Raw genomic sequence first — 19,065 nt, forward strand, 5'->3', positions numbered from 1 at the left:
GAAATCGTCCCTGCCACATCGTCGCCGCCACGTTGCACCTGCCGTCCCGGCATCGGGAGGCGCGGCGCATGACGGTCCCGGTTTCCATCGTCGAGTGGGTGCTGCTGGCGTTGACCGCCGCCGCCTGCGGCTATGCGCTGTTCGCGGCGTTCGCGCCGGCGCCGCGCACGCCGCGCACGGCCGCGCGCGACGGCTATGCGAGCGTCAGCGTGCTCAAGCCGCTGTGCGGCGCGGAGCCGCATCTGTACGAGAATCTCGCGAGCTTCTGCGAGCAGCGCCATCCGCGCTACCAGGTGCTGTTCGGCGTCGCGTCGGCGGCCGACCCCGCGGTGGCGGTGGTCCGGCGCCTGCAGGCCGACTATCCGGAGTGCGACATCGAGCTGGTGATCGATGCGCGCGTGTATGGCAAGAACCTGAAGGTCAGCAACCTGATCAACCTCGCAGAACGGGCGAAGCACGACCGGATCGTGATCGCCGACAGCGACATCGCGGTCGAGCCCGACTACCTGACGCGCGTGACCGCGCCGCTCGCGGATGCGTCGGTCGGCGTCGTGACGTGTCTGTATCATGCGCGCAGCGTGGGTGGCTTCTGGACCCGGATCGGCGCGCAATTCGTCGACGCCTGGTTCGCGCCGTCGGTGCGCATCACGCATCTCGGCGGGTCGAGCCGCTTCGGTTTCGGCGCGACGCTCGCGCTCACGCGCGACACGCTCGACCGGATCGGCGGCCTCAAGGCGCTCAAGGACGAGCTGGCCGACGACTACTGGCTGGCCGAACTGCCGCGCCAGTTCGGTCGGCGCACCGTGCTGTCCGAAGTGAATGTCGCGACCGACGTGGCCGAGCCGTCGTTCGTGCCGCTGTGGCTGCGCGAGACGCGTTGGCTGCGCACGATCCGCTCGTTGAATCCGGCGGGTTTTGCCTTCCTGTTCATCACGTTCACCGCGCCGTGGCTCGCGCTCGGCGCGCTGCTCGCCTGGCGCTGGGACGGCTCGCTTCTCGGCATCGCGACGGCGGCGCTGGTCGCGGCGGGCGCATTCGGGCGGCTCACGCTGCACGCGCGCGGCGCGGCGAATGCGCGCGCGTTCTGGCGCGACCTGCCGCTGATACCGGTGCGCGACACGCTGCTCACGCTCGAGTGGCTGGCGGCCGCATTCGGCACCCAGGTCGTGTGGCGCGGCGCGCGCATGACCGTGGTGGGCGGCGAGGCGCGCACGATGATCGAGGGCGCCGACGCGCGCCGCACGCCCTGATGGGAAGCGCGGGCGCCCGCGAGGCGGCCCGCGCGATGTTATTGATCCATTGCATTCAACTGAATCGAATCTATGCAGGCTACCGGAGCATTCATGAAAACGCTGTTCTTGCAGGCCCCTTCGTATGACGGCTTCGACGGCGGAGCGGGCTCCCGCTACCAGGCCAAGCGCGAAATCCGTTCCTTCTGGTACCCGACCTGGCTCGCGCAGCCGGCCGCGCTGGTGCCGGGCAGCCGTGTCGTCGACGCGCCGGCCGACGGCCTGTCGGTCGAGGAGACCCTGAAGATCGCCAACGACTACGACCTCGTGATCATCCACACGAGCACGCCGTCGTTCCCGACCGACGCGATGTTCGCGCAGGATCTCAAGAAGATGAAGCCGTCGATGCTGATCGGCATGGTGGGCGCGAAGGTGCAGGTCGATCCGCACAATTCGCTCACGGCGACCGATGCGATCGACTTCGTGTGCCGCGAGGAATTCGACTTCACCTGCAAGGAAATCGCCGAGGGCCGGCCGCTCGCCGAGGTCAAGGGCCTGTCGTGGCGCGCCCGGGACGGCTCGATCGAGCACAACGAGACGCGTCCGGTTCTCGAGGACATGGATTCGCTGCCGTTCGTCGCGCCGGTCTACAAGCGCGACCTGAAGATCGACAACTACTTCATCGGTTATCTGAACTATCCGTACGTGTCGATCTACACGGGGCGCGGCTGCAAGTCGCGCTGCACTTTCTGCCTGTGGCCGCAGACGGTGAGCGGCCATCGCTACCGCGTGCGCTCGGTGGAGAACGTGCTCGAGGAAGTGAAGTGGATCCGCGACAACATGCCGGAAGTGAAGGAGGTCATGTTCGACGACGACACCTTCACCGACGACGCGCCGCGCGCCGAAGCGATCGCGCTCGGGCTGGGCAGGCTCGGCGTGACGTGGTCGTGCAACGCCAAGGCGAACGTGCCGTACAAGACGCTCAAGATCATGAAGGAGAACGGCCTGCGCCTCTTGCTGGTCGGCTTCGAATCGGGCGACGACCAGATCCTCGTGAACATCAAGAAGGGCGTGCGCACCGATTTCGCGCGCCGCTTCAGCGCGGACTGCAAGCAGCTCGGCATCAAGATCCACGGCACCTTCATCCTCGGTTTGCCGGGCGAGACGCAGGAGACCATCGAGAAGACGATCGCGTACGCGAAGGAGATCAATCCGCACACGATCCAGGTGTCGCTCGCCGCGCCGTATCCGGGCACGACGCTCTACAAGCAGGCCGTGGAGAACGGCTGGATGGAAGAGAACAAGACCATCAACCTGGTGAGCAAGGAAGGCGTGCAGCTCGCGGCGATCGGCTATCCGCACCTGTCGCGCGACGAGATCTATCACCACCTCGAACAGTTCTATCGCGAGTTCTACTTCCGGCCGTCGAAGATCTGGGAGATCGTGCGCGAGATGCTGACGAGCTGGGAGATGATGAAGCGCCGCCTGCGCGAAGGCGTGGAATTCTTCCGCTTCCTGCGCGCGCACGAGGCGTGATTCGTGACCGCGCGTGCGCTGATCTTCACGGCCGATGACTTTGGCCTGCACCCCCGGGTGAACGCGGCGGTCGAGCGCGCGCATCGCGACGGCGTGCTCACGGCCGCGAGCCTGATGGTCGGCGCGCCGGCCGCGCGCGATGCGGTCGAGCGGGCGCGGCGCCTGCCATCGCTCGCGGTCGGCCTGCACCTGGTGCTCGCCGACGGCCCGGCCACGCTGCCGGCGCGCGAGATCCCCGCGCTGGTCGGCCCGGACGGCCGCTTCGGCGACGCGATGGCGAAGGACGGCTGCCGCTTCTTCTTCCTGCCGTGGGTGCGCGCGCAACTGCGCCGCGAGATCCGCGCGCAGTTCGAGGCGTTCGCGGCGACCGGGCTCGCGCTCGATCACGTGAACACCCACAAGCATTTCCATCTGCATCCGACCGTGCTGTCGATGATCCTCGAGATCGGTCGCGCGTTCGGCATGAAGGCCGTGCGGCTGCCCTGCGAGCCCGCGACGCCCGCGTGGCTGAAGCCGTGGATCGGCCTCGTGCGCGCGCGCCTCGACCGCGCGGGCATCGCGCACAACGACTACGTGGTCGGCATCCGCGACACCGGGCGCATGGACGAGCGCGTGCTGCTCGACGCGCTGGCCGCCTTGCCGGCCGGCGTCGGCGAGATCTACTGCCATCCGGCGGAGCCGGGCGACGCGCCGATCACGCCGTCGATGCACGGCTACCGGCCCGCCGACGAACTCGATGCGCTGTTGTCGCCGCGCGTCGCGGCCGCGCTGCAGGCGGCGGGCGTCGCGCGCGGCGGCTTCGCGGCCGTGTTCGGCGCGGCGCGCCGGCCGGGCGGCGCGGGCGCGCGCCGGACGGGCGCGCAGCCGTCATGAGCCAGTGGCTGAAATGGCTGGGCTGGCCGCTCGGGATCGCGATCCTGCTCGCGCTCGTGCTGCGCGAGGGCGTCGGCGACGTCGGGCACGTGCTCGGCCAGGCCGGCTTCGTGCTGCTGTGGCTGGTGCCGTTCCATGCGGTGCCGCTGCTGCTCGACGCGTATGCGTGGAAGCTGCTGCTGGGCCGGCGCGCGCCGCTCATGTTCCTGTGGTGGATCGCGACCGTGCGCGAAGCGGTGAACCGCCTGCTGCCGGTGGTCGGCATCGGCGGCGAGATCGTCGGGATCCGGCTCGCGCGTTGGCGCATCGACGATGCGAGCCGCGTGACCGCGTCGGTGATCGTCGAGGTGCTGGTCACGGTCGTGGTGCAGTACGCGTTCGCGGCGCTCGGCCTCGTGCTGCTGCTCGCCACCACGCAGCGCGGCCTCGGCGCGCAGACCATCGCGCTTGCGCTCGTGCTGTCGCTGCCGATCCCGGTGCTCGCGTTCATGCTGATGCGGCGCGGCGGCGTGTTCCATGCGATCGAACGTTTCGCGGGGCGCATGCTCGGCGAATCGAACCGTCTGCTGCAGGGGATCGACGGGCGCCGCCTCGACGCCGACATCGATGCGCTGATGTCGCGCACGGGCCTGCTGTTCCGCGCGTTTTTCTGGCAGCTGCTCGGCTATGCGGTGGGCGCGCTGGAAATCTACTGGGCGCTCGCGTGGCTCGGCCATCCCGTGTCGATCGGCGGGGCGCTGGCGATCGAGGCGATGACGCAGGCCGTGCGCCACGCGGCCTTCATGGTGCCGGGTGGCCTCGGCGTGCAGGAGGCGACCGTGGTGCTGCTCGCGCAGATGTTCGGCGTCGATCGCGAGGCGGCGCTCTCGCTCGCGATCGTGAAGCGCGGCCGCGAGGTGGTGTTCGGCGCGCTGGCGCTGGGCTCGTGGCAGCTCGTCGAGCTGGCGCGCACGCGTCGCGGGATCCGCCTCCACGGGCAGCGCGCCGCGCGCGCGGACGGGGCCGGGGCGCGGCCCGCCGTCGAGACGCCCGAACGGATGCTGTAGGCCGTGCATGGCCGCGCGCATCCGCGCGCGGTATGCTGGCGGCTGGCTCACCCTTGGCGCTTCGCGCGCCGCGTCCCGATGATGATGGTCCGTTCCAGGCTGCTACCTGTCGCGCTGCTCGGCGTTGTGCTTACCCTGTCGGCGTGCGACGACCAGCAGCGCGAGCAAACCGTGCAACGACTCAAGGATTTCTTCACCGCGATCAAGCCCGCGCCGCTGTTGCTGAAAGGGCTCAAGCCCGGCGTCTCGACCGAGGCGGAGGTGCGCGCGCAGATGGGGCGCCCCGAGACCGAGCGCGTGTTCACCGACGGCTCGAAGCGGCTCGAATATCCGCGCGGCCCGATGGGCAACGAGACCTACATGGTCGATCTCGATCGCGACGGCCGTTTCATGGTCGCGATCCAGGTGCTGACGGCCGCCAACTTCGCGAAAATCCAGCCAGGCATGACGGAGGACGAGGTGCGGCGGCTGCTCGGCAAGCCGTGCGAGATCGCGCGCTATCCGCTCAAGCCCGAGATCGTGTGGAGCTGGCGCTGGCTCGAGGACGGCGTCAATCAGGACGCCTATTTCAATGCGCATTTCGGCCCGGACGGGCGGGTGTATACGACGTCCCGTTCCGATCTCCTCAAGGGCCGTTAGCGTGCGTTGCTTCCGAGGCCGATCGCGCGGCGCGCGCGCTCGGACCGACGGGCAGGCCATGTGACGTCGCGTGTGGATCGATCAGGCGCGGCGCGACCCAGGCGGCCTGGGCGTCGCCCGCGGGGCGGTGCGTGACGGGACGACGTTCGCGTCATCGCCTTTGCGCGCGATAGGCGCAGTGCACGGACCGACTGCGCATCCCCGCTCCGTTCGCCTTCGCCGAGGCATTGCGTGGCCGGCGAGGGTGGCCGCGCCGCGAGGCGGCCGGCGATGCGCGTCCCGCCTGCCGGGGGCGGGCGGAGCGAGCCCGATCCACGCTTGCCGGGTTAACCCGAGCAGAGCCGCCCGTCGCGGTCTATCGAAAAAGCGACTCGAAACCTGCAAAAACGCGGCGCACTGTCGCGGTGGAATGAACACCGGCGTCCACGCTTTATCTCGATAAAACAGGCGTGTGGGCGGGCGGCGCGCCGGCGCGCGGGCTTGCTGCGTCGCAACACGGCGATGTCCCGCTATTTGAACCGATATTTTTTGCTTGCGACCATCCGGATCAAATCGGTGCGGGCCGTGACGGCGCGCGCCGCTGCCAATCTTTGACGGAGACGCGCGATGCTTTACGGCTTTGGCCCGGTGATCTGGGCGGGTACCGTGCAGACGATCGAACTGTCGGTGCTGTCGCTCGCGGCCGCGGTCGTGCTGGGCCTGCTCGGCGCGGTTGCGAAACTGTCGAGCAACCGCCTGCTGCGGGGGATCGCGACCGGCTACACGACGCTGATCCGCTCGGTGCCCGACCTGGTGCTGATGCTGCTCTTGTTCTACAGCATCCAGATCTGGCTGAACCAGCTGACCGACCTGCTGGGCTGGGATCAGATCGACATCGATCCGTTCGTGGCGGGCGTGCTCACGCTCGGCTTCATCTACGGCGCGTACTTCACCGAGACCTTCCGAGGCGCGTTCCTGTCGGTGCCGCGCGGCCAGCTGGAGGCGGGCAGCGCCTACGGGATGAGCGGGGCGCGGGTGTTCGCGCGGATCATGTTCCCGCAGATGATGCGCTTCGCGCTGCCGGGCATCGGCAACAACTGGCAGGTGCTCGTGAAGGCGACCGCGCTGGTGTCGATCATCGGGCTCGCCGACGTCGTGAAGGCGGCGCAGGACGCGGGCAAGAGCACCTTCAACATGTTCTTCTTCATTCTTGTCGCGGCGCTCATCTATCTCGCGATCACGACGGTGTCGAACCTCGTGCTGCGCCAGTTGGAGAAGCGCTATTCCCTTGGTGTCAGGCACGCAGAACTATGATCGAGATTCTCCAGGAATTCGGGCGCGCGTTTCTCTACTGGGACGGCCAGCGCATGTCGGGGCTGGCGGTCACGCTGTGGCTGCTGGTCGCGTCGCTGGCGCTGGGCTTCGTGTGCGCGGTGCCGCTCGCGGTGGCGCGGGTGTCGAAGCGGCGCTGGCTGTCGACGCCGGTGCGCTTCTACACCTACCTGTTTCGCGGCACGCCGCTGTACGTGCAATTGCTGCTGCTGTACACGGGCGTCTACAGCCTGGAATTCGTGCGTTCGCACTCGCTGCTCGACGCGTTTTTCCGCAGCGGATTCAACTGCGCGATCCTGGCGTTCGCGCTGAACACCTGCGCGTACACGACCGAGATTTTCGCGGGCGCGATCCGCGCGATTCCGCACGGCGAGGTGGAGGCGGCGCGGGCCTACGGGATGCGGCCGTTCACGATGTACTGGCGGGTGATCCTGCCCTCGTCGCTGCGGCGCGCGCTGCCGCTGTACAGCAACGAAGTGATCCTGATGCTGCACGCGACGACGGTGGCGTTCACGGCGACCGTGCCCGATATCCTGAAGGTGGCGCGCGACGCGAATTCGGCGACCTACATGGCGTTCCAGTCGTTCGGGCTCGCCGCGCTGATCTATCTTGCGGTATCGTTCGCACTCGTCGCGGCGTTCCGCCGCGCCGAGCGCCACTGGCTCGCGTACCTCGCGGCCGGCCGACATTGATTTCACAACCGGGAGAGCCAGTTGGCAGAGACCACGCACACGAGCCCCGCCTGCAAGCTGGCGGCGCAGGACATCCATAAGCGCTACGGCGACAACGAGGTGCTGAAGGGCGTGTCGCTGAACGCGAAGGCGGGCGACGTGATCAGCATCATCGGCGCGAGCGGCTCGGGCAAGAGCACGTTCCTGCGCTGCATCAACTTCCTCGAGCGGCCGAATGCGGGGCAGATCATCGTCGACGGCGAGACAGTGCGGACCCGGGCGGACAGGGCGGGCAACCTGGAGGTGGCCGACCACAAGCAGCTGCAGCGGATCCGCACGAAGCTGGCGATGGTGTTCCAGCACTTCAATCTGTGGGCGCACATGAACGTGCTCGAGAACGTGATGGAAGCGCCGGTGCACGTGTTGGGCCTGTCGAAGCGGGAGGCCGAGGAACGTGCGCGCGAGTACCTGGAGAAAGTGGGGTTGGCGCCGCGCGTCGAGAAGCAGTATCCGTCGCATTTGTCGGGCGGCCAGCAGCAGCGGGTGGCGATTGCGCGCGCGCTGGCGATGCATCCGGACGTGATGCTGTTCGACGAACCGACCTCGGCGCTCGATCCGGAGCTGGTGGGTGAAGTGCTGAAGGTGATGCAGAAGCTGGCCGAGGAAGGACGGACGATGATCGTCGTCACGCACGAGATGGGGTTCGCGCGCAACGTGTCGAATCATGTGATGTTTCTGCACCAGGGGCGGACCGAGGAAGAGGGCGATCCGGCCGAGGTGCTGGCGCGGCCGCAGAGCGAGCGCCTGAAGCAGTTCCTGTCGGGCAGCCTGAAGTAACGGGGCGGTCGGGCGGGTGGGGATCACGGTGACACGTCCGGTGGGGAGTGCGCGCACGGCGCAGGTGGCGATCGTTGCGTTGCCGCCGGTGTCGATGTCGGGGGTGGGCCCGATCGTCGACGCATTGAATCTGGCGAACGAGATCGACGGGCGGCTGCTGTACCGGTGGCAGGTGTGCTCGTGGGACGGGCGCGCGGTGCCGCTGGCGGGCGGGGCGCAATGGCATGCCGATGCGGCGTTCAACGATGCGATTGCGTGCGACTGGCTGATCGTGGTGAGCGAGCGGTTCCAGCAGTTTGCCGATTACCGGATGTTCCTGGCGAGCCTGGCGCGGGTGGGGCAGCGGACGCCGCTGGTGACGGGGGTCCACCACGGCGTGTGGTGGCTGGCGATGGCGGGACAGCTGTCGGGCTACCGGGTGAGCGTGAACTGGGAGACCTACCAGCAGTTCGCCGAGGAATTCGAGCGCTCGATCGTGACGCAGCAGATCTTCGAGATCGACCGCGACCGCGCGACCTGCGCGGGCGGGCAGGCGACCGTGGATTTCATGCTGGCGGTGATCGGGCGCGACCATGGGCCGGAGCTGGCCGAGCGGATCGCGGATGCGATGGGGGCGGGGAGCCTGCGCAGCGGCGAGGCGCGGCAGCGGATTCCGTTCGTGACCGCGCCCGGGGAGCGGCATCCGAGGTTGAACGATGCGTTGCAGCTGATGGAGGCGAATGTCGAGGATCCGCTCACGACCGACGAGATCGCCGGGTTGGTGGGCGTGTCGCGGCGACAGCTCGAGCGGCTGTTCAGGCAGTACCTTGGGGCGATGCCTTCGAAGTACTACCTGAATCTCCGGCTGCTGAAGGCTCGGACGCAGTTGCAGCGCACCAGCAAGTCGGTGGTGCAGGTCAGTCTTGCATGCGGGTTTTCGTCGGCTGCGCATTTCTCCAATGCCTATCGGGAGCGGTTCGGAGTGACGCCGAGAGAGGATCGGCGCGCCTGGCTTGAGAAGCAGCATGGGCGTGGGGGGGAGCCGCGGGCGGGGGCGCTTGTCGAGAGGGAGCCTTTGGATTGAGGTGCTGCTTCGCGGTTTGGGTTGTGTCTGGTGTCGTAAATTTCCTGTGATGGTGTTGGTCTATTAGCGTCGCCCCTCCCCGGGGCAGGGGTCACTTTTCTTTGTCTTGCCAAAGAAAAGTAACCAAAAGAAAGGCGCTTTAGATCCGAGAATAAGGTGCGATCGCATTCGGAGTGGCCCTGCTGTAGCGAGTGGCGTAAGGGCACAACGGGGATTGGCCCGCGCAGGGTCCGACCATACGCGCGGTGAAGCGGAGTGGTATACCGCCCGCAAGCTTCTCCTCGCTGCGCTCGTAGATGGGTACTCCACGCCGGTGGTACTGAGGGCGCGGCGGTACGTCGAGTGGTTGATGCGGTTCTATTTTTTGCTGAAGTGACGCGATGCGCGGATTGAGTCGCGAGGACGCATGCGCGGGAAGTGGACCGGACTGAGAGCGTAGCGAGCAGGAGCTTGCGGGCGGTATACCACTCCGTTTTACGGCGCGTATGGTCGGACCCTGCGCGGGCCGATCCCCGTTGCGCCCTTACGCCACTCGCTACGGCTGGGCCACTCTGAACGCCATCGCACCTTATTTTCGGATCTAAAAAACGCCTTTCTTTTGGTTACTTTTCTTTGGCAAGACGCCCCGAAGGAAGTCCCCTTGGGGGACAAAGAAAAGTGACCCCTGTCCCGGGGAGGGGCGACGCTAATAAACCAACACCCTCACAGGACATCCACAAAAAACCAAAGCAACAAACCATGAGGAACGAGTCGCAAACACGCAAGACGACCGCTCCCTCCGTTATCTAAACTACCCCTGTTACCTCTTGAGAGAAAAAAGGATCCGCCATGACCACCCCGACCGTGACCCGCCAGACTTTCGACGAAGTGATGGTGCCGGTATTTTCCCCCGCGCCGTTCGTGCCGGACCGCGGCGAGGGTTCGTGGGTGTGGGACACGGCCGGCCGCGACTACGTGGATTTCGCCGGCGGCATCGCCGTGACGGCCTTGGGCCACAGCCACCCGGCCCTCCTCAAGGTCCTCGACGAGCAAAGCCGCAAGCTCTGGCACATCGGCAACGGCTACACGAACGAACCCGTCCTGCGCCTCGCCCGCCGCCTCGAATCCCTCACCTTCGCCGATCGCGCCTTCTTCGCGAACTCGGGCGCGGAGGCCAACGAGGCCGCCCTCAAGCTCGCCCGCCGCGTCGCGTTCGAACGCCACGGCGCCGACAAGGTCGAGATTCTCTCGTTCACCCAGTCGTTCCACGGCCGCACCCTCTTCACCGTCAGCGTCGGCGGCCAGCCCAAGTACTCGGAAGGCTTCGGCCCCATCCCCGCCGGCATCAAGCATCTCCCGTACAACGATATCGCCGCCGCCCAGGCCGCCATCGGCCCGCAAACCTGCGCGGTCATCGTCGAGCCGGTCCAGGGCGAGGGCGGCGTGATCCCCGCCGATCCCGCCTTCCTCAAGGCCCTGCGCGATGCCTGCGACGCCCACGGCGCGCTGCTGATCTTCGATGAGGTCCAGACGGGCGTCGGCCGCACCGGCCATTTCTACGCCTACATGGACTCGGGCGTCACCCCCGATATCCTCACCACCGCCAAGGCGCTCGGCAACGGCTTCCCGATCGGCGCGATGCTCACCACCAACGAACTCGCCGCTCACTTCAAGGTCGGCGTGCACGGCACCACCTACGGCGGCAATCCGCTCGCCTCGGCCATCGCCGACAAGGTCGTCGAGCTGATCAGCGATCCCGCCCTCCTGCAAGGCGTGCGCGACCGCAGCGAGCGTCTCATGGCCGCGCTCGCCCGCATCAACGCACGCTTCAACCTGTTCAAGGAAATCCGCGGCAAGGGGCTCCTGGTCGGCGCCGAACTCGTCGACGCATTCGACGGCCGCGCCAAGGACTTCGTGTCCGCCGCCGCCGAGCACGGCGTCATCATGCTCGTGGCCGGCCCCAGCGTGCTGCGCTTCGTGCCCTCGCTCGTGATCCCCAACGAAGTCCTCGACGAAGGCCTCGCCCGCTTCGGGAAGGCCGTCGAACAGGTGCTCGCGGCCACCGCCGCCGCACGCTGAGCGGGTGCGACGATGCTATTCGTTCGCCCAGGCAGGCTCGCCGATCTCGACGCGCTCGCGCACATGGCGCGCACCGCGCAACCGGTGCTGCATTCGCTGCCGCACGACCGCAACGCGCTCGAAGCGCGCGTCGCGCTGTCCGAGGACTCGTTTCGCACGGAGGTCGATTTCCCCGGCGAGGAGTTCTATCTGTTCGTGCTCGAGGACAGCGTCTCCGGCAAGCTGCTCGGCACGGCCAGCATCGTCGCCGCCGCCGGCTACTCGGAACCGTTCTACGCGTTCCGCAACGATGCGCTGATCCACGCCTCGCGCGAGCTGCACGTGAATCGCAAGATCCACGCGCTCACGATGTCGCACGAGCTGACCGGCAAGAGCCGGCTCGCCGGCTTCTATGTCGATCCGGCGCTGCGCGGCGACGCCGCCGCGCACCTGATCTCGCGCGCCCGCATGATGTTCATCGCCGCCCAGCGCCGCCGCTTCACCTCCGAGGTGTTCTCGCTGCTGCTCGGCGTCACCGACGAACACGGCATGTCGCCGTTCTGGGAAGCGGTCGGCCGCAAGTTCTTCGGCCGCGATTTCGCCGCCGTCGAGATCGAGTCGGGCGGCCGCAGCCGCACCTTCATCGCCGAGGTGATGCCGCGCTATCCGCTCTACGTGCCGCTCCTGCCCGAGGCCGCCCAGCGCGTGCTCGGCGAGCCGAACCAGCACGCGCTGCTCGCCTATGACATCCATCTCGAAGAAGGCTTCGAACCCGATCGCTACGTCGATATCTTCGATGCGGGCCCGGTGCTCACCGCGCAGGTCGATCGCACCGCCTGCGTGACGCGCGGCGTGCTGCGCTCCGTGCGCAATGCCGACGCGTCGCGCGGCGACAGCACCTATCTGCTGTCGAGCGGGCGCGGCGACGCGTTCCGCTGCGTGCTCGCGGATCTGCCCGACGCGCACGACGGCGATGCGCCACTGTCCGCCGAGGTGCGCGCCGCGCTCGACGTGATCGCAGGCGATACGGTCCGCTGCGTGCCCTTGCATCAATCCGGCGGCGCGGCCGCCGTCAATCCGGGAGACGCGTGATGATCGTCGTTCGTGTCGTACAGACGGGCGATGTCGATGCGCTCGTGGCGCTCGCGCGGGAAACCGGCCCGGGCCTCACCACCTTCAAGCCCGATCGCGATGCGCTCGCCGCGCGCGTCGAGCGCACCCGGCGCACGCTCGAAGGCCGCGCCGCGCCCGCCGAAGCCGGCTATTTCTTCGTGATGGAAGACACCGCCACGGGCGACATCGCCGGCGTGTGCGGCCTCGAAACCGAGGTCGGGCTCGAGCAGCCGTTCTACAACTATCGCGTCAGCACGGTCGTCCACGCCAGCCAGGATCTCGGCGTGTGGACCCGCATGTCGCTGCTCAACATCTCGCACGACCTGACGGGCTATGCCGAGGTCTGCTCGTTGTTCCTGAGCCCGCGCTATCGCACGGGCGGCGTCGGCGGCCTGCTGTCGCGCTCGCGCTTCATGTTCATCGCGCAGTTCCGCGAACGCTTCCCGGAACGTCTGTGCGCCGAGCTGCGCGGGCACTTCGACGACAGCGGCTCCTCGCCGTTCTGGCGCGCCGTCGGTTCGCACTTCTACCAGATCGACTTCAACGCCGCCGACTATCTGAGCTCGCACGGCCGCAAGTCGTTCCTCGCCGAGCTGATGCCGCGCTTTCCCGTCTACGTCGACCTGCTGCCGCAGGAGGCGCAGGACTGCGTCGGGCTCACGCACCGCGACACACTGCCCGCGCGCAAGATGCTCGAAGCGGAAGGCCTGCGCTACCAGAACCACGTCGACATCTTCGACGCCGGCCCGGTGCTCGAATGCCACATCGCCGACCTGCGCACGGTGCGCGAGAGCGAAGCGGCGCCCGTCGTGATCGGCGTGGTCGAGCCGGGCGCCGCCGCGCCGCGCGCGCTGGTGTCGAACACCTCGCTCGGCGATTTCCGCGTCGGCGTCGCGCCGGGCGCGATCGAGAACGGGGTATTCACGCTCAACGCGGCCGACGCAGCCGCCCTCAACGTGGCAGCCGGCGACCTCGTGCGCGTGCTGCCGCTCAAAGCCAAACAGGGATAAGTCATGACAGAACTCTTTATCGACGGCGCCTGGGCCGCGGGCACGGGGCCGGTTTTCGCGTCGCGCAATCCGGGCACGGGCGAAACGGTGTGGGAAGGCGCGGGCGCGGCGGCGGCCGACGTCGAGCGCGCGGTGGCCGCCGCGCGCCGCGCGTTCGCGCCGTGGTCGGCGCTCGGCTTCGACGCGCGCTGCGCGATCGTCAAGCGCTTCGCCGCGCTGCTCGGCGAACGCAAGGAGGCGATCGCCACGCTGATCGGCCGCGAAACCGGCAAGCCGCTGTGGGAGGCGCGCACCGAGGTCGCGTCGATGGCCGCCAAGGTCGACATCTCGATCCAGGCCTATCACGAGCGCACCGGCGAGAAGCGCGCGCCGATGGCCGACGGCGTCGCCGTGCTGCGCCACCGGCCGCACGGCGTGGTCGCGGTGTTCGGTCCGTACAATTTCCCGGGCCATCTGCCCAACGGGCACATCGTGCCGGCGCTGATCGCGGGCAACACGGTGGTGTTCAAGCCGTCCGAGCTGGCGCCCGCGGTCGCGCGCGCGACGGTCGAGACCTGGCGCGACGCCGGCCTGCCCGACGGCGTGCTGAACCTCGTGCAGGGCGAGAAGGACACGGGCGTCGCGCTCGCCAACCATCGCCAGATCGACGGGCTGTTCTTCACCGGCAGCTCCGATACCGGCACCGTGCTGCATCGCCAGTTCGGCGGCCGCCCCGAGATCGTGCTCGCGCTCGAGATGGGCGGCAACAATCCGCTCGTGATCGGCGAGGTCGAGGATCTCGACGCGGCCGTGCATCACACGATCCAGTCGGCGTTCCTGTCGGCCGGGCAGCGCTGCACCTGCGCGCGCCGCATCCTGGTGCCGCGCGGCGCGTTCGGCGATCGTTTCCTCGCGCGTCTCGTCGACGTGACGGCGCGCATCGAGGCGGGCGTCTACAACGCCGAGCCGCAGCCGTTCATGGGCGCGGTGATCTCCGCGCGCGCGGCGTCGCGCCTCGTCGCCGCCCAGGACGCGCTGCTCGCGCGCGGCGCGACGCCGCTCGTCGCGATGACGCAGCGCGATCCCGCGCTCGGTTTCGTGAACGCGGCGATCCTCGACGTGACCGCCGTGCGCGACCTGCCCGACGAGGAACACTTCGGCCCGCTCGCGCAGGTGATCCGCTACGCGGACTTCGACGAGGCGCTCGAACGCGCCAACGACACCGCGTTCGGCCTGTCGGCGGGCCTGCTTGCCGACGACGAGGCCGCGTGGGCGCAGTTCCGGCACGCGATCCGCGCGGGCATCGTCAACTGGAACCGGCCGACCAACGGCGCATCGTCGGCCGCGCCGTTCGGCGGCGCGGGGCGCTCCGGCAACCACCGGCCGAGCGCGTACTACGCGGCCGACTACTGCGCGTATCCGATGGCCTCGGTGGAGAGCGCGCAATTGCAGATGCCCGCGAACGTGTCGCCGGGCCTTCATTTCTGAGCAGGAAGCGACCATGAACGCAACTGAAGCGAATTTCGACGGGCTGGTCGGCCCGACCCACAACTACGCGGGGCTGTCGTTCGGCAACGTGGCGTCGCTGAACAACGAGAAGTCGGCCGCGAATCCGAAGGCGGCCGCGAAGCAGGGGCTGCGCAAGATGAAGCGGCTCGCCGACCTCGGCTTCGCGCAGGGCGTGCTGCCGCCGCAGGAGCGGCCGTCGCTGCGGCTGCTGCGCGAGCTGGGCTTTTCCGGCAAGGACGCCGACGTGATCGCGAAGGCGGCCGCGCAGGCGCCCGAGCTGCTCGCCGCGGCCAGCTCCGCCTCCGCGATGTGGACCGCGAACGCGGCCACCGTGAGCCCGTCCGCCGACACCGGCGACAGCCGCGTGCATTTCACGCCGGCCAACCTGTGCAGCAAGCTGCATCGCGCGATCGAGCACGAGGCGACGCGTCGCACGCTGTCCGCGATCTTCGCGGACGAGACGCGCTTCGTCGTGCACGAGGCGCTGCCCGGCACGCCGGCGCTCGGCGACGAGGGCGCGGCCAACCATACGCGCTTTTGCTCGGCCTACGGCAACCCGGGCGTCGAGTTCTTCGTGTACGGCCGCGCCGAATATCGACGCGGGCCGGAGCCGAAACGCTTCCCGGCGCGCCAGACCTTCGAGGCGAGCCGCGCGGTCGCGCAGCGTCACGGCCTGCGCGAGACCGCGACGATCTACGCGCAGCAGAATCCCGACGTGATCGACGCGGGCGTGTTCCACAACGACGTGATCGCCGTCGGCAACCGCGATACGCTGTTCTGCCACGAACGCGCGTTCGTCGACCAGCAGGCGGTCTACGACACGCTGCGCGCCTCGCTCGGCGCGCACGGCGCGGCGCTCAACGTGATCGAGGTGCCGGATCGCGCGGTCAGCCTGGCCGATGCGGTGTCGTCGTACCTGTTCAACAGCCAGCTGCTGTCGGGCGCCGACGGCCGGCAGGTGCTCGTGGTGCCGCAGGAGTGCCGCGAGAATCCGAATGTCGCCGCCTATCTCGATCAGCTCGCGGCCGGCAAGGGCCCGATCAACGAGGTGCTGGTGTTCGATCTGCGCGAGAGCATGAAGAACGGCGGCGGGCCTGCGTGCCTGCGGCTGCGCGTCGTGCTGAGCGAGGCGGAGCGGGCGGCCGTCACGTCGAACGTGTGGATGAACGACACGCTGTTCGCGTCGCTCGACGGCTGGATCGAGCGCCACTACCGCGACCGGCTCGCGTCGGCCGACCTCGCCGATCCGGCATTGCTCGACGAATCGCGCACTGCGCTCGACGCGCTCACGCAGATCCTCGGCCTCGGGTCCCTGTATGACTTCCAGCGCTGACGCGGGCGGCGCGTGGCTCGATGACTGCCTCGCGCTGACGCTGGGCGGCGCGGCGCCCGAACCGCGCAGCGGGCCGTGCGCGAACGGCGCGGTGCGCTGGACCTGGCTCGACGAGGGGCTGTTCGCGTTCGAACCGGCCGCGCCGGCTGCCGCGTTGCCGAGCGTGCTCGTGTCGGCGGGCGTGCACGGCGACGAGACCGCGCCGATCGAATTGCTGTCGGCGCTCGTGCGCGATCTCGCGCGCGGCGCGCTGCCGCTCGCGTGCCGCCTGCTCGTCGCGCTCGGCAATCCGGCTGCGATGCGCGCGGGCGAACGCTACCTCGACGACGATCTGAACCGTCTGTTCAGCGGCCGCCACGCGCAGCATGCGACGAGTCGCGAAGCGCCGCGCGCGGCGCGGCTCGAAGCGGCCGCGCGCGCGTTTTTCGACGCGGCGGCGGGGGCGCGCTGGCACGTCGACATGCATACGGCGATCCGCGCGTCGGTGTTCGAGCGTTTCGCGCTGCTGCCGCATACGGGCGCGGCGCCGACCCGCGCCATGTTCGAATGGCTCGGCGGCGCGCAGATCATGGCGGTGCTGCTGCATACCGCGAAGGGCAATACGTTTTCGCACTTCTGTGCGGAGCGGTGCGGCGCGCTCGCCTGCACGCTCGAACTCGGCAAGGTGATGCCGTTCGGCCAAAACGACCTCGCGCGTTTCGCGGGCGCGGACGACGCGGTGCGGCGGCTGGCGGCGGGCATGCCCGCCGCGGGCGGCGCGTTGCCGCGCGTGTTCACGGTGATCGACCAGATCACGAAGCACAGCGACGCATTCGAGCTGTTCGTCGCGACGGACGTGCCGAACTTCACGCCGTTCGCGCGCGGCGCGCTGCTCGCGCGCGACGGCGCTTACCGCTACGAAGTCCGGCACGACGAGGAGCGCATCGTGTTCCCGAATCCGACCGTCAAGCCGGGCCTGCGCGCCGGGCTGATGGTGATCGAGACGACCGACGCCACGCACGCCGCGCTCGCGTGATGCAGGCGCGGCGCGCGCGGCGCGTATGCGTCAGCGCCCGAGGCCTTCCGCCGCGAGCGCGTCGCGCACCGTCGGGCGCTCGGCGATCCGCGCCATGAACGCGAGCAGATGCGGATACGGCGCGAGCGGAATCCGCAGGACATTCGACCAGTTCGCGATCGTGTCGCGGTGCGCGCGACGCGCCGCGCGCCGGAACACCTGATCGGCCGCGCGGTCGGCGCGCTGCGGATCGCGGTGTTCGCGCCGGCCGCGCAGGCGGCGCGGCTGCGCGACCCCGCCGCCCGGCGCGAATGCGACTGGGCGGCGCCCGACCTGGCGCTGTCGCATCAGCCCTCGGTGGCCTGGCGTCGCCGCCGCCATCCCGAGATCGAGCCGCGCTACCGGGTGAACTGCGTGATGTCGGTATGCGAACTGGTGGAGGCGGGGCTCGCGATGGGCGTGCTGCCGGTCTTCCTCGCGCGCGGCCGGCCCGGGTTGGCCCAGGTGAGCCCGCGGCTCGACGAGAACGAATCGCAGCTGTGGTGTGGGTGCTCGCGCATCCCGATGCGCGGCATCTGCCGCGTGTGTCGGCGGTGTACGCGCATCTGGCCGACGCGCTGGCCGAGGCGGGCGGCGCGGCCGATTGACGCCGCCCGCTTGCGCGCGTGCGACACGGATTTGCGGAATCGGCCGAGCCGGGCCGGCGACCGTTGCGCGCACTGCAACAGGCGGACCGAAGCGGCGCTCGACCGGAACGGCGGGCGCGGGGCGGTACAATCGCGGGTTCGCGGCTGTTGCGCCGCATCACGAGGAGCCCGGCCATTTGTCCGGGAATACCGGCGCTGCAAAGATGCGCCGGACCGATTGTTGATCGAACCTGTTCCATCGTACGAGGAGAACCCCCTGATGAAGTTGAACTGGCGAAAGATGGCCGCGCATGCGGTGGTGACGGCCACGGCGCTGGCGGCGGGCAGTGCGTTTGCCGCCGACCTGAAGGAAGTGCGTTTCGGCGTCGAGGCGTCGTATGCCCCCTTCGAATACAAGACGCCCGACGGCAAGCTTGCCGGTTTTGACATCGACGTCGGCAACGCGGTGTGCGCGAAGCTGAAGGTCAAGTGCGTGTGGGTCGAGAATGCATTCGACGGGCTGATCCCGGCATTGCAGGCGCGCAAGTTCGACGCGATCAACTCGGACATGACGATCACCGAGCAGCGTCGCAAGGCGATCGACTTCACGGATCCGATCTATACGATCCCGAACCAACTGATCGCGAAGGCGGGCAGCGCGCTGCGGCCGACGCCGGCCTCGCTGAAGGGCAAGCGGGTGGGCGTGCTGCAGGGCACGATCCAGGAAGCGTACGCGAAGAAGCGCTGGGCGCCGGCGGGCGTGGAAGTGGTGCCCTACCAGACCCAGGATCTGGCGTATGAAGACCTGAAGTCGGGCCGGCTCGACGCGACCTTCCAGGATTCCGAGGCAGGCGCGAAGGGCTTCCTGAGCAAGCCGCAGGGCGCGGGCTTCGCGTTCGCGGGCGGCCACGTGTCGGATACCGAGATCCTCGGCATCGGCGTGGGCTACGGCCTGCGCAAGGGCGATGCGCAGCTGAAGACCGCGCTGAACCAGGCGTTGAAGGATCTGAAGGCCGACGGCACGATCGACGGCCTGGCGAAGCAGTACTTCAGCGTGCCCGTCACGCTGAAGTGATCCGCGCGCGGCCCGGGGCCGCGCAACGATCGAGCAACCGGCCGCTTATGCGGCCGGTTTTGTTTTGGAGGATCAAACGCGCGCGGATTCGCGAGCGACAGGCGTCAATTTGCCGGTGTATCATCACCCGCTTAATTATTGAGATAAGAATGGCGGACGACGAGAGCCGCAGCGGCCGGAAATC

General features: G+C 68.7%; 16 protein-coding genes and 1 pseudogene. 16 read left to right on the top strand and 1 reads right to left on the bottom strand.

Going from position 1 to position 19,065, the window contains the following annotated elements:
- Window positions 1-68 precede the first annotated feature (68 nt).
- The 15 genes from hpnI (at window position 69) to astE (ending at window position 17,201) form a co-directional block, all read left to right on the top strand.
- Complete coding sequence (gene hpnI, locus Bsp3421_RS18070; RefSeq protein WP_274002136.1) at window positions 69-1,250, top strand: bacteriohopanetetrol glucosamine biosynthesis glycosyltransferase HpnI; 1,182 nt, start codon at window positions 69-71, stop codon at window positions 1,248-1,250.
- 93 nt (window positions 1,251-1,343) lie between these two features.
- Entirely contained in the window at window positions 1,344-2,765 is a 1,422-nt protein-coding gene (gene hpnJ / locus Bsp3421_RS18075; RefSeq protein ID WP_274002138.1) for a hopanoid biosynthesis associated radical SAM protein HpnJ, read from the top strand.
- Between the two features lie 3 nt (window positions 2,766-2,768).
- Window positions 2,769-3,638, top strand: coding sequence for a hopanoid biosynthesis-associated protein HpnK (gene hpnK, locus Bsp3421_RS18080; RefSeq protein ID WP_274002140.1), 870 nt, complete (start codon window positions 2,769-2,771; stop codon window positions 3,636-3,638).
- Window positions 3,635-4,684 carry a lysylphosphatidylglycerol synthase domain-containing protein gene (locus Bsp3421_RS18085; RefSeq protein WP_274002142.1) on the top strand — a complete coding sequence of 350 codons (1,050 nt, stop codon included), beginning with the start codon at window positions 3,635-3,637 and terminating at the stop codon, window positions 4,682-4,684. The genes hpnK and Bsp3421_RS18085 overlap by 4 nt, the downstream gene beginning before the upstream one ends.
- An 81-nt stretch (window positions 4,685-4,765) precedes the next feature.
- Entirely contained in the window at window positions 4,766-5,323 is a 558-nt protein-coding gene (locus tag Bsp3421_RS18090; protein ID WP_274002144.1) for a hypothetical protein, read from the top strand.
- A 606-nt stretch (window positions 5,324-5,929) separates the two neighbouring features.
- Window positions 5,930-6,616 (top strand): ABC transporter permease, encoded by a 687-nt coding sequence (locus tag Bsp3421_RS18095; protein WP_274002146.1) that lies wholly within the window; start codon window positions 5,930-5,932, stop codon window positions 6,614-6,616.
- Entirely contained in the window at window positions 6,613-7,326 is a 714-nt protein-coding gene (locus Bsp3421_RS18100) for an ABC transporter permease (RefSeq protein ID WP_252982657.1), read from the top strand. Before Bsp3421_RS18095 ends, Bsp3421_RS18100 begins: the two co-directional genes overlap by 4 nt.
- A 21-nt stretch (window positions 7,327-7,347) precedes the next feature.
- The gene (locus Bsp3421_RS18105; protein ID WP_274002148.1) at window positions 7,348-8,142 is read left to right on the top strand and encodes an ABC transporter ATP-binding protein; all 795 of its coding nucleotides are present in this window, start codon (window positions 7,348-7,350) and stop codon (window positions 8,140-8,142) included.
- Between the two features lie 22 nt (window positions 8,143-8,164).
- On the top strand, window positions 8,165-9,205 hold the full coding sequence (locus Bsp3421_RS18110) for a GlxA family transcriptional regulator (protein ID WP_274004261.1): 1,041 nt from the start codon (window positions 8,165-8,167) through the stop codon (window positions 9,203-9,205).
- 828 nt (window positions 9,206-10,033) lie between these two features.
- The gene (locus Bsp3421_RS18115; protein ID WP_274002150.1) at window positions 10,034-11,263 is read left to right on the top strand and encodes an aspartate aminotransferase family protein; all 1,230 of its coding nucleotides are present in this window, start codon (window positions 10,034-10,036) and stop codon (window positions 11,261-11,263) included.
- Window positions 11,264-11,275: 12 nt separating this feature from the next.
- Window positions 11,276-12,334, top strand: coding sequence for an arginine/ornithine succinyltransferase subunit alpha (gene aruF, locus Bsp3421_RS18120; protein WP_274002152.1), 1,059 nt, complete (start codon window positions 11,276-11,278; stop codon window positions 12,332-12,334).
- Window positions 12,334-13,365, top strand: a complete 1,032-nt coding sequence (astA, locus tag Bsp3421_RS18125) for an arginine N-succinyltransferase (protein WP_274002155.1) — start codon at window positions 12,334-12,336, stop codon at window positions 13,363-13,365. The genes aruF and astA overlap by 1 nt, the downstream gene beginning before the upstream one ends.
- 3 nt (window positions 13,366-13,368) lie before the next feature.
- Window positions 13,369-14,832, top strand: a complete 1,464-nt coding sequence (gene astD / locus Bsp3421_RS18130; protein WP_274002158.1) for a succinylglutamate-semialdehyde dehydrogenase — start codon at window positions 13,369-13,371, stop codon at window positions 14,830-14,832.
- A gap of 13 nt (window positions 14,833-14,845) precedes the next feature.
- Window positions 14,846-16,186: an N-succinylarginine dihydrolase gene (gene astB, locus Bsp3421_RS18135; protein WP_274002160.1), complete on the top strand. Its 1,341-nt coding sequence runs from the start codon at window positions 14,846-14,848 to the stop codon at window positions 16,184-16,186.
- The gene (gene astE, locus Bsp3421_RS18140; RefSeq protein ID WP_274002162.1) at window positions 16,170-17,201 is read left to right on the top strand and encodes a succinylglutamate desuccinylase; all 1,032 of its coding nucleotides are present in this window, start codon (window positions 16,170-16,172) and stop codon (window positions 17,199-17,201) included. Before astB ends, astE begins: the two co-directional genes overlap by 17 nt.
- Window positions 17,202-17,231: 30 nt before the next feature.
- Here astE and Bsp3421_RS34045 read toward each other — a convergent pair.
- Window positions 17,232-17,360, bottom strand: a pseudogene (locus Bsp3421_RS34045) (glutathione transferase GstA); the annotation flags it as partial.
- Between the two features lie 726 nt (window positions 17,361-18,086).
- On the opposite strand from Bsp3421_RS34045, the gene Bsp3421_RS18150 reads away from it, so the two are divergent.
- Window positions 18,087-18,881, top strand: coding sequence for an ABC transporter substrate-binding protein (locus tag Bsp3421_RS18150; protein ID WP_274002167.1), 795 nt, complete (start codon window positions 18,087-18,089; stop codon window positions 18,879-18,881).
- The last annotated feature ends 184 nt before the right edge of the window (window positions 18,882-19,065 follow it).

Source organism: Burkholderia sp. FERM BP-3421 (assembly GCF_028657905.1).
Lineage (GTDB): Bacteria > Pseudomonadota > Gammaproteobacteria > Burkholderiales > Burkholderiaceae > Burkholderia.

What these genes read in the sequence shown, in the direction of transcription:
- hpnI (WP_274002136.1), top strand. Translation starts at nt 69, where the DNA reads ATGACGGTCCCGGTTTCCATCGTCGAGTGGGTGCTGCTGGCGTTGACC.
- hpnJ (WP_274002138.1), top strand. Translation starts at nt 1,344, where the DNA reads ATGAAAACGCTGTTCTTGCAGGCCCCTTCGTATGACGGCTTCGACGGC.
- Bsp3421_RS18085 (WP_274002142.1), top strand. Translation starts at nt 3,635, where the DNA reads ATGAGCCAGTGGCTGAAATGGCTGGGCTGGCCGCTCGGGATCGCGATC.
- Bsp3421_RS18090 (WP_274002144.1), top strand. Translation starts at nt 4,766, where the DNA reads ATGATGGTCCGTTCCAGGCTGCTACCTGTCGCGCTGCTCGGCGTTGTG.
- Bsp3421_RS18095 (WP_274002146.1), top strand. Translation starts at nt 5,930, where the DNA reads ATGCTTTACGGCTTTGGCCCGGTGATCTGGGCGGGTACCGTGCAGACG.
- Bsp3421_RS18100 (WP_252982657.1), top strand. Translation starts at nt 6,613, where the DNA reads ATGATCGAGATTCTCCAGGAATTCGGGCGCGCGTTTCTCTACTGGGAC.
- Bsp3421_RS18115 (WP_274002150.1), top strand. Translation starts at nt 10,034, where the DNA reads ATGACCACCCCGACCGTGACCCGCCAGACTTTCGACGAAGTGATGGTG.
- aruF (WP_274002152.1), top strand. Translation starts at nt 11,276, where the DNA reads ATGCTATTCGTTCGCCCAGGCAGGCTCGCCGATCTCGACGCGCTCGCG.
- astA (WP_274002155.1), top strand. Translation starts at nt 12,334, where the DNA reads ATGATCGTCGTTCGTGTCGTACAGACGGGCGATGTCGATGCGCTCGTG.
- astD (WP_274002158.1), top strand. Translation starts at nt 13,369, where the DNA reads ATGACAGAACTCTTTATCGACGGCGCCTGGGCCGCGGGCACGGGGCCG.
- astB (WP_274002160.1), top strand. Translation starts at nt 14,846, where the DNA reads ATGAACGCAACTGAAGCGAATTTCGACGGGCTGGTCGGCCCGACCCAC.
- astE (WP_274002162.1), top strand. Translation starts at nt 16,170, where the DNA reads ATGACTTCCAGCGCTGACGCGGGCGGCGCGTGGCTCGATGACTGCCTC.
- Bsp3421_RS18150 (WP_274002167.1), top strand. Translation starts at nt 18,087, where the DNA reads ATGAAGTTGAACTGGCGAAAGATGGCCGCGCATGCGGTGGTGACGGCC.